Annotated in this window: 11 protein-coding genes; 2 read left to right on the top strand and 9 right to left on the bottom strand. The window is 69.6% G+C overall.

Going from position 1 to position 12,590, the window contains the following annotated elements:
- Positions 1-19: 19 nt before the first annotated feature.
- The 4 genes from HWD99_RS14355 to HWD99_RS14340 all read right to left on the bottom strand — a co-directional run bounded on the left by HWD99_RS14355 (position 20) and on the right by HWD99_RS14340 (position 5,960).
- Positions 20-931: a sugar ABC transporter permease gene (locus HWD99_RS14355; RefSeq protein ID WP_241796871.1), complete on the bottom strand. Its 912-nt coding sequence runs from the start codon at positions 929-931 to the stop codon at positions 20-22.
- Complete coding sequence (locus tag HWD99_RS14350; protein ID WP_241796870.1) at positions 931-2,553, bottom strand: ABC transporter permease subunit; 1,623 nt, start codon at positions 2,551-2,553, stop codon at positions 931-933. Before HWD99_RS14350 ends, HWD99_RS14355 begins: the two co-directional genes overlap by 1 nt.
- A 63-nt stretch (positions 2,554-2,616) precedes the next feature.
- Positions 2,617-3,843, bottom strand: a complete 1,227-nt coding sequence (locus HWD99_RS14345) for an extracellular solute-binding protein (protein ID WP_241796869.1) — start codon at positions 3,841-3,843, stop codon at positions 2,617-2,619.
- Between the two features lie 107 nt (positions 3,844-3,950).
- The gene (locus HWD99_RS14340) at positions 3,951-5,960 is read right to left on the bottom strand and encodes a beta-galactosidase (protein ID WP_241796868.1); all 2,010 of its coding nucleotides are present in this window, start codon (positions 5,958-5,960) and stop codon (positions 3,951-3,953) included.
- A gap of 214 nt (positions 5,961-6,174) precedes the next feature.
- Here HWD99_RS14340 and HWD99_RS14335 point away from each other — a divergent pair, with 214 nt between their 5' ends.
- Positions 6,175-7,182: a LacI family DNA-binding transcriptional regulator gene (locus HWD99_RS14335; RefSeq protein WP_241796867.1), complete on the top strand. Its 1,008-nt coding sequence runs from the start codon at positions 6,175-6,177 to the stop codon at positions 7,180-7,182.
- Positions 7,183-7,236: 54 nt separating this feature from the next.
- On the opposite strand, the gene HWD99_RS14330 is transcribed toward HWD99_RS14335, so the two are convergent.
- Positions 7,237-8,103 (bottom strand): alpha/beta fold hydrolase, encoded by an 867-nt coding sequence (locus HWD99_RS14330; protein WP_241796866.1) that lies wholly within the window; start codon positions 8,101-8,103, stop codon positions 7,237-7,239.
- Between the two features lie 112 nt (positions 8,104-8,215).
- Here HWD99_RS14330 and HWD99_RS14325 point away from each other — a divergent pair, with 112 nt between their 5' ends.
- Complete coding sequence (locus HWD99_RS14325) at positions 8,216-8,761, top strand: GNAT family N-acetyltransferase (RefSeq protein ID WP_241796865.1); 546 nt, start codon at positions 8,216-8,218, stop codon at positions 8,759-8,761.
- Here HWD99_RS14325 and HWD99_RS14320 read toward each other — a convergent pair.
- The 4 genes from HWD99_RS14320 to HWD99_RS14305 are packed head-to-tail and all read right to left on the bottom strand — an operon-like array spanning position 8,721 to position 12,586.
- Positions 8,721-9,677, bottom strand: coding sequence for a siderophore-interacting protein (locus tag HWD99_RS14320; protein WP_241796864.1), 957 nt, complete (start codon positions 9,675-9,677; stop codon positions 8,721-8,723). The two genes, HWD99_RS14325 and HWD99_RS14320, sit on opposite strands and share 41 nt — an antisense overlap.
- Positions 9,667-10,467 carry an ABC transporter ATP-binding protein gene (locus HWD99_RS14315; RefSeq protein ID WP_241796863.1) on the bottom strand — a complete coding sequence of 267 codons (801 nt, stop codon included), beginning with the start codon at positions 10,465-10,467 and terminating at the stop codon, positions 9,667-9,669. Before HWD99_RS14315 ends, HWD99_RS14320 begins: the two co-directional genes overlap by 11 nt.
- Positions 10,464-11,537 carry an iron chelate uptake ABC transporter family permease subunit gene (locus HWD99_RS14310; protein WP_241796992.1) on the bottom strand — a complete coding sequence of 358 codons (1,074 nt, stop codon included), beginning with the start codon at positions 11,535-11,537 and terminating at the stop codon, positions 10,464-10,466. Before HWD99_RS14310 ends, HWD99_RS14315 begins: the two co-directional genes overlap by 4 nt.
- 5 nt (positions 11,538-11,542) lie before the next feature.
- Positions 11,543-12,586, bottom strand: coding sequence for an iron ABC transporter permease (locus tag HWD99_RS14305; RefSeq protein WP_241796862.1), 1,044 nt, complete (start codon positions 12,584-12,586; stop codon positions 11,543-11,545).
- Positions 12,587-12,590 lie beyond the last annotated feature (4 nt).

The following is a 12,590-nucleotide window of genomic DNA, read 5'->3' as shown; positions in this document are numbered from 1 at the left end:
TCGGGTGCGGACGGGAGGATCAGCCCTTGACGGATCCCTGGGTGAGCCCGCCGACGATGTACTTCTGCAGCGAGAAGAACAGCGCGAGCACGGGCACGGCGGCGACGACCACACCGGCGGCGAACAGCCCCCAGCGCGAGGTCAGCTGGTTGGAGACCCACTGGTACATGCCGACGGCGAGGGTCCAGTTGTCCTCGGACGTGAGGATGATCTTCGACAGGATGAAGTCGCCGAAGGCCGCGAGGAACGCGAGCAGCGCCACGACCGCGAGGATCGGCACGACCAGCGGCATGATGAGCCGCCAGAAGATCTGCGCGTGAGTGGCGCCGTCGATCTTGGCCGATTCGTCGATCTCCACCGGGATCGTGTTGAAGAAGCCGTACATCAGGAAGGTGTTCGCACCGAGCGCACCACCGAGGTAGACGCAGATCAGGGCGATCTTCGAGTTGATGCCGAGCGCCGGAACGACGTCACCGAGGGTCTGCAGCATCAGGAAGATCGCGATGAACGCGAGCGCCTGCGGGAACATCTGCAGCACGAGCAGCGTCGTGAGGCTGGCGCGGCGACCGCTGAACCGGAAGCGCGAGAACGCGTACGCGCCGCAGGCGCCCATGAGCACCGAGCCGACCGCGGTCACGCCGCCGATCAGCAGCGTGTTGCCGAACCACACCCAGTAGCGCGATTCTCCGAGTGCGATGTAGTTCGCCGGATCGAAGGCGCTGAACAGCGCGCTGGATGCCGCGAGGCTGCCGTTCGGGTTGAGCGACGCCGACAGCACGTAGACGAGGGGGAACGCGGCGAAGAACAGCACGCCGACGGCCAGGATGTACTTCCAGCCGACCTCGCCCCACCACCGACGCCGTCGTGCGCCGGCGCGGGCGGCCTGGGCATCCTTCGACGAACCGGTCACGATGACCCTGGTCTCACTCATCACTGGTACTCCTCGAGCTTGCGGGTCTGCCGGAAGCTCAGCGCTGAGATGAGACCGACCACGATGAAGGCGATGATCGACAGCGCACTCGCGAGACCGTAGTCGGCCGCACCACCCGAGACGCCCGAGACGTCGTAGATGGCCGAGACGAGGATGTCGGTCGAGCCCAGAGCGTACGGAGCGCCGGCGATGGCGGGCCCTCCGTTGTTGAAGGTGTAGATCACGGTGAAGTTGTTGAACGCCACCGCGAACGAGGCGATCAGCAGGGGCGCGGTCGACACGAGCAGCAGCGGCAGCACGATCGAGCGGAACCGCTGCAGCTTGTTGGCACCGTCGATCTCGGCCGCCTCGAGCGTCTCGCCCGGAAGCGACTGGAGGGCACCGGTGCACACGAGGAACCAGTACGGGTAGCTGAGCCAGACGTTCACGAAGATCACCGCGGCTCGGGTCAGCCAGGGGTCGCCCAACCAGTTGATCTGCGCCCCGAAGAAGAGCAGGTCGTTGATCACGCCGAACTCGGCGTTGAACATGCCGCGGAACAGCAGCGCGGCCATGAACGCCGGGAACGCGTAGGGGAGGATGAACAGTGCCCGCAGGAACCGGCGCCCCTTGACGCGGGGGTCGTTGTAGACGATCGCGAGGCCGAGTCCGACGGCGAAGCTCAGCACGACCGAGAGGATCGCGAACGCGAACGTCCACGCCGTGACGCTCAGCAGGGTGCCGGCGAGGTTCGCGTCGGTGAACAGCTTGATGAAGTTGGCGAAGCCGACGTTCACCGACCACCCGGTCGGCAGCGCCGTGCCGTCTTCGGCGACGAACGCACCGAGTTCCGTGGCCGTGTAGACCGTGCCCGACTGGGTGTCAGTGATGGTCTGCGCCTCGGCATCCCACACCAGAGTGGGTTCGTAGACCGAGCCGGTCGACCCCTCGCGGGTGCGGATCGATCCGTCGTTCGGGTCGTCGGAGACGGGGACGCGGAGGTCCTTGATCGTCGCACCCAGCGAGGGATCCGTGAGCACGGTCGCCCGCGGGATCACGGTCCAGCCCGGAACCTCGCTCGGAGCGCCGGTCGACCCGATCTCGGCTCCGGATGCGTCGGTCAGCGGCTCGGTCGCGGATCCGACCTGCACGTCGCCGTCGTCATCGACGATCGCGAAGCCCAGCTCGCCGCCGCGCTCGACGATGGAGAGCGGGTAGTCGGACGACCCCTCGATGCGCCGCTCACCCTGGATCAGCGCGGCCTCGACCGCCTGCTCCTGCGTGCCGACGTGGCCGGTGCCGTAGTTCGTGAAGGCGATGTAGGCCGTGTATCCGAAGATGAAGACCTGGAACACGAGCAGGAAGACGAGCCCGGGCAGCAGGTACTTCAGCGGCAGCGCCCGCCGGGTGAAGTACACCCAGTCGGCGATCACGACCAGCAGCACGACGACGCCGAGGACGATCCACGACTCGGCGCTCCACGCCGAGATGGCGGTCATGATGCCGAAGGCGTTGACCAGCGCCATGAGCGCGAGCTTGATGAGGAATCCCCAGCCGAGACCGCGGAAGCCGCGGGCATGGGATTCGCGCGAGGGCTTCACCACGGGAGTGGGGGCCTCGGTGGGCGGTGCCTGGATCGTCATGTGTGCGTCCTGTCTGCGGATCGCAGGATGGGGAGGGATTCGGGCCCTCCCCATCCGGCAGGATCAACCGGCGAGCGTCGTCTCGAGGTCGGCGACCATGGTGTTCCACGTCGAGACGGGCTCGGCGCCGTTGATGATCTGCGCCTGCGCGGCGTTCCAGAGATCCCACACCGATCCCATCTCGGGGATCGACGGCATCGGCACGCCGCTCTGGGCGGATGCCACGAAGCCGGCCGTGATCGGGTCGGACGAGACCTCGTCGGCGAGCGTCGACCAGGCGGGGATGCGCGGGTCGGCCTCGTACAGCGCACGCTGCGCGTCTTCGGTGCCGAGGTAGTTCACGAGGAACTCCTGCGCGAGGAGCGCGTTCTTGCTCTTGCTGGAAAGGTAGAAGCCCTGCACGCCCACGAACGGCGCAGCGGTCTCGCCACCGGCGGAGGGGATCGGGTTCACCGCGACGTTGATGTCCTCGAACGAGCTGATCGCCCAGGGACCCTGGATCGTGTACGGGGCCTTGCCCGACGCGAACAGCTCGTTGTTGATGTCGTAGTCGATCGTGGTCGAGATGTAACCGGTGCCGCTGGCGCCGTTCGCTCCCAGCCAGGTCGCGAACGCCTCACCGGGAGCCCCTCCCATGCCGACCTCGCTCGTGTAGGAGCCGGTGTCGTCCTGCACGAACACGGGAGCCCCGAACGAGGTCTGCAGCCCGTACATCGTGTAGCCGTCGCCGGTCTCGCCCGCCGTGTTGATGACGAACGGACGCTCGGTGCCGGCGGCGACGCCCTTGGCGATCATGTCGTCCCACGTCGCGGGGGCCTCGGCGCCGACGAGGTCGACGTTCTGCACGAGGGCGATGGTCTCGAGCGAGTAGGGCATCGCGTACAGCTGGCCGTCGTACGTCATGGCGTCGAGGGCGACCTGCTCGAACTCCGACGCCTTGTCGCCGAGGTCGATCGTGTCGACGACACCGGCGGCGACGAGCGCGCCGAGCCAGTCGTGAGCGCCGACGGTGATGTCGGGACCCTCGCCGGTCGGGACCTGCGCGATGAAGTCGTTGCGGAGGTCTTCGAAGTTCTTCTGCACGAGGGTGACCGTGGCTCCGGTCTCCTCCTCGAACGCGTCGGCGGCGGCGGTGATGGCCGCCTCGCGCTCGGCATCCGTCCAGATGACGAGCTCGGCGCCGTCGCCGGACGAGGCGTCGTCGCCACCCTCCGGCGCGCCGGCCGAGCAGCCGGCCAGGAGGACGACCGCGGACAGAGCGAGTGCGCCGACTCCGATGTGCTTGCGCATGCGTTTTCCTATCTGTTGTGGCCGACGATGCGCTTCGCGTCATCGCGACCGGGTGAGTGGTGGTGCTGAGTTCTTCGGGTGGTGCTGAATCGTGCGGGGTGGTGCTGTCAGTGGGTGGACGTGCGGATGACGGCCACGCCGCCCGCCGCGATGGTCAGGGAGCCCGAGAGCTCCGTGCCGGTGAGCAGATCGACGCCCGAGGCATCGAGCTCGACGTCCTCGTCGCGGTGGTTCACGGCGATGCGGTAGACCGCATCGGCGCCGTGACGCGTGATGACCTCGAGTCCTTCGGCCAGGCCGGACGGTGCGATGTCGGCATCCGCATAGACCTCGTGCAGGAGCGCGCGCATGCCGGTGGCATCCAGCCGGGTGCCGACGTACCAGCCGGTGCCCGCGCCGTGCCGGTGGCGGGTGATCGCGGGCTCGCCCTCGCCGGGTCCGCCCGAGAAGTTCGCGACGACCTCGGCTCCGTCGAGCGCGATGTCCTCCTGCCAGACGTCGGCGACGATGCCCTCGTGGTCGACCCAGTCGAGGCCATGGCTCTCGCCTTCGCGCAGCGGCAGGAACTCCTCGACCGTGAGGCCGAGCGCGTCGCGCAGCGGGGCGACGAAGCCCCCGGCGTGCACGGCGTCGTTCTCGTCGACGATGGCCGAGAAGAACGACACCAGCAGCGTGCCGCCGTCGTTCACGTAGGCGGTGAGGTTCGCGGCATCCGCCGTGCTCAGCAGGTACTGCGCCGGGGCGACGACGAGGCGATAGCCCGAGAGGTCCTGTCCGGGGAGGGCGAAGTCGACCGTGATGCCGTCGCGCCAGAGCTGCTCGTAGAAGCGACGAACCTGCGCCGCGTGCGTGACGTCTTCAGACGGACGCCACTCGAGGTCCTGCGCCCAGAACGACTCGAAGTCCCAGAGGATCGCGACGTCGGCCTTCACCGTGCTGCCCTGCACCTCGTCGAGGCGACCGAGGGCGGCGCCGAGGTCGACGACCTCACGGAAGACCCGCGACTCGGAGCCGGCGTGCGGCAGCATCGCGGAGTGGAACTTCTCGGCGCCCGAACGTCCGGCACGCCACTGGAAGAACAGGATGCCGTCGGCCCCGCGACCGAGGTGGGTGAGCGAGTTGCGCGTCATCTCGCCACGGCGCTTGGCGATGTTGCGCGGCTGCCAGTTCACCGCCGAGGTCGAGTGCTCCATGAGGATCCACGGCTTGCCGCCGCCGACCGAGCGGCTGAGGTCGGCCGCGATCGCCAGGCCGATGTGCGCGTCTTCATCCGCCGCCCACAGGTAGTGGTCGTCCGAGACGATGTCGACCTCGCGGCCCCAGGCCCACAGGTCGGTGGTCCAGCTCTGGTTGGCCATGAAGTTGGTCGTGACGGGCTGGTAGGCATGCGCGCGGATCGCGTCGCGCTCGGCGATGAAGCACGCGCGCAGCTGGTGATCGGTGAAGCGCGCGAAGTCGAGGCGCTGCGCCGGGTTCACGACGCTGGGAGCGATGGCCGGGGCGCCGACGTGCTCCCATGCCGAGTAGTGCTGACCCCAGAAGGCGGTGCCCCACGCGCTGTTCAGCGCCTCGAGCGAGCCGTACTTCTCCTGGAGCCAGAGCCGGAAGGCGGCGACCGCGGCGGGCGAGTAGTCCTCGCCGACGGGCACGCCGTACTCGTTGTGCACGTGCCACAGCACCACGGACGGATGCTGCGCGTAGCGTGCCGCGAGAGCATCCGCGATCCGGACGATCGCCTCGCGGTAGGCCGGCGACGAGTGCGACGCCATGCCGCGGGATCCGAAGCCCATGGTGCGGCCCTCGCGGTCGATCACCCGCGCCTCGGGGTGGTTCGCGAAGAACCAGGCGGGCGGCGATGCCGTGGGGGTGCCGAGGTCGACCTTGATGTCGTTCTCGTGCAGCAGATCGAGCAGTTCGTCGAGCCAGCCGAAGTCGAACTCGCCCTCGGCGACCTCGATCAGCGCCCACGAGAAGATCCCGACGCTGACCAGGTTGACGCCGGCCTCACGCATCAGGGCGACGTCCTCGCGCCAGGTCTCGCGAGACCACTGCTCGGGGTTGTAGTCGCCGCCATAGGCGATTCCGCGCAGGTCGGGCCAGGCGTGGGGGGAGGTCATCGGCACTCCATCGGGTCGGTGCGGTCGTGGTGCGTGTCCCAACAGGCTGTCGCTCATTCGACTGGGACCGGTCTCAGGTTGTCTCAGGAAATGGACTGGGACCGGTCTCAGTTCTACCCCACGCCGGGCCGCGATCACAACCGCCGTTACCGAACTGAGACCGGTCCCAGTTTCGACTACCACTGGACGGGATGGTGTCTGTAGAGTCACAGCGATGAGTGACGACAGCGCGCGGCGCAAGCCGACGATCCGCCAGATCGCGGTGCAGGCGGGAGTATCCCGCAGCACCGTGTCGCGCGTGATCAACGGCGGCCACTGGGTCTCCCCCGACGCCAGGCAGGCGGTCGAAGAGGCCATCCTCGCCAGCGGGTACACGGCGAACCACCACGCGCGCAGCCTCGCCACCGGTCGGGCCGGGTCGCTCGCGTTCCTGCTCACCGAACCGCAGCAGCTGCTGTTCGACGACCCGACCTTCGCGCTGCTGCTGCGCGGCGCCGCCGAAGCTCTCGCCCAGAGGTCGATGACCCTCGTGCTCCTCGTGGCCGGCACCCCCGCCGAGCGCGCCAGCGTGGCCCAGTTCCTCAGCGCCGGTCACGTCGACGGCGTCATGCTCATCTCATCCCACGAGTCCGACCCGCTGCTCGACCAGCTGATCGAGGTCGGCATCCCGACCGTGTGCTGCGGACTGCCGCTGGGGCACGAGCGCGAGCTCTCGACGATCTCGGTCGACGAGGTCGCCTCCGCCCGCACGATGGCCGCGCACCTCGTCGCGCAGGGGCACCGGCGCATCGGCATGATCACCGGCCCCGACGACACCCCGGGTGGTCGCTACCGCCTGGTGGGCTTCCGCGAGGAGCTCGGCGATCTGTACGACGAGGCGCTGGTCGAGGTCGGCGACTACTCGTACGAGTCGGGCGTCGCCGCGATGACCCGGATGCTCGAGCACGACGTCGACGCCGTCTTCGCGGCCTCCGACCGCATGGCCGCCGGCGCGATCGCCGCCGCCCGCCGTGCGGGGCGCCGCGTGCCCGAGGACATCGCGATCGCCGGCTTCGACGACTCCGGTCTCGCCGCCACGCACGAGCCGCCGATCACGACCATGCGCCAGCCCTGGGATCAGATCAGTGCGCAGATGGTCGCGGTGCTGCTCGAGGTCATCGCGGGAGCATCCCCCCGCTCGGTCATCCTCGACACCGAGCTCGTGGTGCGCGAGAGCGCCTGAGCCTCGGGCTGCGTCCGGCCACTCGCGCCGTCGGTGCGTACGCCGGAGCTTCCCTCAGGCGTGGTCGAGCACCTCGCGGAGCTTGGCGGCGAACGCCTCGGGCTGGCCGGCGTAGCCGAACTCTCCGCCCATGAAACCGCCATGGTGACTGGGAAAGACCGTCGCCTGCTGGCCGAGCGCCTGGGCGAGGGCGAGCGAGGTGCGTCCGGTGTAGACCTTCACCGACTCCTCGCCGACCGCGACGACGATCCTGGTCGGCGACGCCTTCAGCGCCTCGATGTCCGGCGTGTAGAGCGGCACCGCCCACGAGAGGTCGGACAGCAACGGGTCGTCCCTTCTGCCGTCGTCCTCGGTCGGCATTCCGAACACCGCAGGGTCGGGCGCGGGCCGCGAGAGGAACTCGTCGGTGACTTCGCCCTCCCACGACGTCATCGCGACGAAGGCCGCCATTCCGGCACCCCACCCCTTGTCCTGATAGGCCTGGGTATAGGCCACCCGCGCTCGATGCACCGCGTCGGCATCCGGCAGCACGCTGTCGATCGGCGGCTCGTGCGCGACGAGGGTCGCGATGTCGTGCGGGTGCGCCGTCACCAGAGCGAGCGCGGTCACCGCGCCCCCGCTGCTCGCGAGCATGTCGACGGGGCCGGCCCCGAGCGCCTCGATGATCGCGTGGACGTCTTCCGCCTGGACCTCGGGGTCGTTGGTGACTCCCCCGTCTTTGCGGGTGCTCCGGCCCAGCCCGCGAGGGTCGTACGTCACGCCCGTGCGGTCGCCGAACAGCGTCACCTGCGCCTGGAATCCGCTCGCATCCATCGGCTGGCCGATCATCATCAGCGGAGGACGACCATCCGCCGTCGGCAGCGGCCCGTGCACGTCGTAGACCAGGTCGACCTCGGGGAGCTCGAGCGTGCGCTGCGTCATCAGGGGCCTCCTCGCCGTCGAACGATTCCACTGGGATGCTACGGCGCGGCCTCTGCGTGCGCCAGCGGTTCGGTTCCGAGTGCGGGCGGCTCGATGCTGCTTGACTGGTGTGATGCAGGACTCGCTCACCATCACGCTCGTGGACCCGCGATCGACCGAAGCGAGAGCGATCGTGACCCGCTTCTTCGACGACATCGTCAGCCGGTACTGGGGTCGGCCCGCCACGACCGCGGAGGTCGAGAAGGCGATGCGCGATGAGCCCAGCGACGACCTCGACGGCGACGGGGGCTTCCTCCTCATCGTTCGGGATGGCGCGGAAGCGGTCGGATGCGGAGGCATGCGCGTCGTCGAGCGGGGAGTCGGCGAGGTCACCCGCGTGTTCACCGACGACGGCGTTCGCGGTCGTGGTGTCGGCCGTGCCGTGATCGCCGAGATCGAATCGATCAGCGCCCGTCGTGGCATCCGGACGCTGAGGCTGACCGTTCGCGATGATCTCACCGACGCACATCGGCTCTACCGACGACTCGGCTATGAGCCCGTGGAGCCCTTCTCCGCATCGCCGTACGCCGACCACCAGCTCGCGAAGACACTGGCCGGACCGCCGGAGGAGACGCGCCTCAGCCGCGCATGGCGACGCCGTGGCGCCAGTAGCCCATGAAGGCGACCTGTCCGCGGTCGACGCCGAGGTCCTTCACCAGGTGACGGCGCAGCGTGGTGACCACGCCGCTCTCGCCGGCGATCCAGAAGTACCGTTCGGCGGGAGCATCCGTCGCCGCGATCTCCTCGCCGAGACCCGAGTAGTCGGGCGTCTCCCAGAGCAGGTCCTCGGACTCGATGTCCTTCACGTCGATCTGCTCGCCGGCATCCGCGTCGCCCAGGTATCCGAGCACCGCGGGGATCAGCCGCACGCCGTGGGGCTCGCCGAGATCGCGCGGCAGCCAGTGCACCTCGACGCCCTCGGGCGCGTCGATGCGCAGGACATCGGCGGGAGACGGCACCTCGATGAAGGCCACGCCGCGCAGGTCGCGCGGAGCATCTTCGAGGATGCGGGCGATCGCCGGGGCCGCCGTCTCATCGCCGGCCAGCACGACTGATGCGGCCGAGCCCGGTTCGTACTCGGCGCCACCGTGGGCGGAGGCGGGCACTCCCCGTCGCGGTCCGACGATGAACAGCTCCTGACCGACGGCCGCCGCATCGGCCCAGCGCGACGCCGGCCCGCTGAGACCCGGCGCCAGGTGCAGCACGAAGTCGACGTCGAGCTCGGTGCCCGCCTCGGTCGCGCGCAGGTCGCGCACCGAGTACGTGCGCATCGAGCCGCGGTCCGCCTCGGGCACGGCGAGGAACGACCCCCACCAGTCGCCGGTCGAGCGGTCGAGGTCGGGAAGGATGCCGGATGCCGGCGGGAAGACGATCTTGATGCGCGAGTCGAACACGTCGCCGGGGGTGCCGAAGTCGCCCAGGTCGTCGCCGCCGAACGTGACGCGCACGAAGTTCGGCGAGACGCGTTCGACCCCGCGCACCTCGGCGCGAGCCAGCACGTAGGTGGGGCGTTCGGTGGTGGTCTCAGCGGACATGATGCCTTCCGATCGGGGTGACCATCGGCTTGCCCGAGACGGGGTCGATGGTGATCTGGTTCGCGAGGCCGAAGACCTCTTCGACGTGCTGCGCGGTCACGACGTCGTGCGGAGCGCCGGCCACGTGCACGCGGCCGTCCTTCATGGCGACGAGCTCGTCGGAGTAGCGCGCGGCGAGGTTGAGGTCGTGCAGCACCATGACGATCGTCGTGCCGCGCGATTCGCTCAGGTCGGTGAGCAGGTCGAGCACCTCGACCTGGTGCGCGACGTCGAGGAACGTCGTGGGCTCGTCGAGCAGCAGGATGTCGGTCTCCTGCGCGAGCGCCATCGCGATCCACACACGCTGGCGCTGGCCGCCCGAGAGCTCGTCGACGCTGCGGTCGGCGAGCTCGGTGGTGCCGGTGGCCGCCAGAGCATCCGCCACGACCTCGTAGTCGTGGGCGCTCCAGCGCGACAGGACCTTCTGATGCGGATGCCGACCGCGACCCACCAGATCCGCGACGGCGATGCCCTCGGGCGCGATCGGCGACTGCGGCAGCAGGCCCAGCACGCGGGCGACCTCCTTGGTCGGGCGCGAATGCACGGACTTGCCGTCGAGCACGACCTGCCCGGCGGTGGGCGAGAGCAGGCGCGCCAGCGAGCGCAGCAGCGTCGACTTGCCGCATCCGTTCGCGCCGACGATCGTCGTGATCCTGCCCGGCGCGACCCGGAGGTCGAGGTTCTCGATGATGGTGCGGTCGCCGTAGGCGAGCGTGACCGATTCAGCGGTCAGGGTGTGCGCCTCGGTCACAGGGAGCCTCCCGAGCGGTTGGTGCGGATGAGCAGATAGATGAGGTACGGGGCACCGAGCACGCCCGTGATCACGCCGACCGGGTACCGCGCGCCGAGGGCGAACTGTCCGATCAGGTCGCTCGCCAGCACGAGCACGGCGCCGACGAACGCGCTCGGCACCAGGAGATTGGCCCCCGGTCCGGTGATGCGCGCGGCGACCGGCCCGGCCATGAACGCGACGAACGCGATCGGGCCGGTGGCGGCGGTCGCGAAGGCGAGCAGCCCGACAGCTCCGAGGATGAACAGCAGGCGCGTGGCGGTGACGCGCACCCCGAGCCCCGATGCCGAGTCGTCGCCGAGCTGCATCGCCCCGAGAGCACGTCCCTGCGAGAGCATGAGCGGCACGATGACGGCCGCGGCGATCGCGAGCGGTGCGACGCGCTCCCAGGAGGCGTTGTTCAGGCTGCCGGTCAGCCACTGCATCGCCGTCTGGATGTCCCAGCTCGCGGCTCGCGACAGGATGTACGACGTCACGCTCTGCAGCATCGCCGCGATGCCGATTCCGATCAGGATGAGCCTGGTGCCGGCGAAGCCGTTCTTGATCGACAGCAGGTAGATGACCGCTGCGGTCACGAGCGCGCCGCCGAGTGCGAACAGCGAGACGACCGGACCGTTGAGCGAGAGCACGACGATGCCGACGACGGCCGCGGCGCCCGCGCCGTTCGACAGGCCGATGATGTCGGGCGACGCGAGCGGATTGCGCAGCAGCGTCTGGAACGTCACGCCGGCCATGCCGAACGCGAGGCCGGTGAGGATCGCGAGCATCGCGCGCGGCAGACGAAGCTCGCCGACCGTGAACGAGGCGCCGGGCACGGTCTGACCGAGGAGCACGCGGACGACCTCGTCGATCGAGTAGAACGTGTTGCCGATCATGAGCGCCACCGTGAACAGGCCGAGCAGCAGCGCACCGAGCACGATCGTCGCCGTCGCGTGCCGGCGATGGCGGGCGCGACGACCGGCGATGACGGCGGCGACCTGGGCGCTGCCGGCGGCCGGCGGCGTCGTCTGCGAGCGGGCGAGACGGTTCATGATGCTCACAGTTCACGCACCTTCGTGCGACGCACGATCCAGATGAAGAACGGGGCGCCGATGATCGCGGTGATGATCCCCACCTGGATCTCCTCCGACGAGGGCGCGATGACGCGGCCGATGATGTCGCTCGCGAGCAGCAGCGCGGCTCCCGCCAGCGCCGAGAACGGCAGCAGCCAGCGGTGGTCGGTGCCGATGAGCATCCGGCAGACGTGCGGGATGACGAGTCCGACGAATCCGATCGGACCGGCGATGGCGGTGGCGGCACCCGCGAGGATCACGGCACCGAGCGCCGACATCAGGCGGGTGCGGAACACGTGCTCGCCGAGCCCCTTGGCCATGTCGTCGCCCAGCGCGAGCGAGTTCATGCCGCGGGCGCTCGCGACGCAGATGAGCGCCCCGAGGGCGAGCACGGGAGCGGTGATGGCGATGCGCGGCCATTCGGCTCCGCCCACGCCGCCGATCTGCCACGACTGGAAGGCCTGCAGCAGGTCGACACGGGGCAGCATGATGGCACTGATCAGTGAGGCGAAGGCGGCGGAGGTCGCGGCTCCCGCCAGGGCGAGTTTGAGGGGGGTCGCACCGCCGCGCCCGAGCGATCCGACGGTGTAGACGAAGGTCGCGGCGACGGCGGCACCGGCGATCGCGAGCGCCATCTGCCCGTAGGGGTTCGTCAGGCCGACGAAGGCGAGTCCGAGCACCACGGCGAGCGAGGCGCCGTTCGAGACGCCGAGGATGCCGGGGTCGGCGATCGGGTTGCGCGTGACGGCCTGCATCGTCGCCCCGGAGAGCGCGAGTGCGGCGCCGATCAGGAGCGCGAGCACCGTGCGCGGGAGGCGCTTGATGATCGCGGCCTGGGCCAGCGTGTCATCCTGCCCCGCGAGGGCGGCGAAGATGTCGTCGATGCTCACGGCGCGCACGCCGAAGCAGACCGACAGGATGCAGAGCACGAGCAGCACCCCGACTCCTGCGAGGAGCCAGAGGGTGCGCGCCCACGCCGGGCGCCGCAGGTCTGCGGTGCCCGGCGTGGGGACGGTGACAGCGGTCACGAGT

The organism is Microbacterium sp. C5A9 (genome assembly GCF_022627955.1).
In the GTDB taxonomy this organism is placed as follows: Bacteria; Actinomycetota; Actinomycetes; order Actinomycetales; family Microbacteriaceae; genus Microbacterium.
The sequence above is the reverse complement of the archived record's forward strand: the minus strand, read 5'-3'. Positions and strand labels throughout refer to the sequence as shown.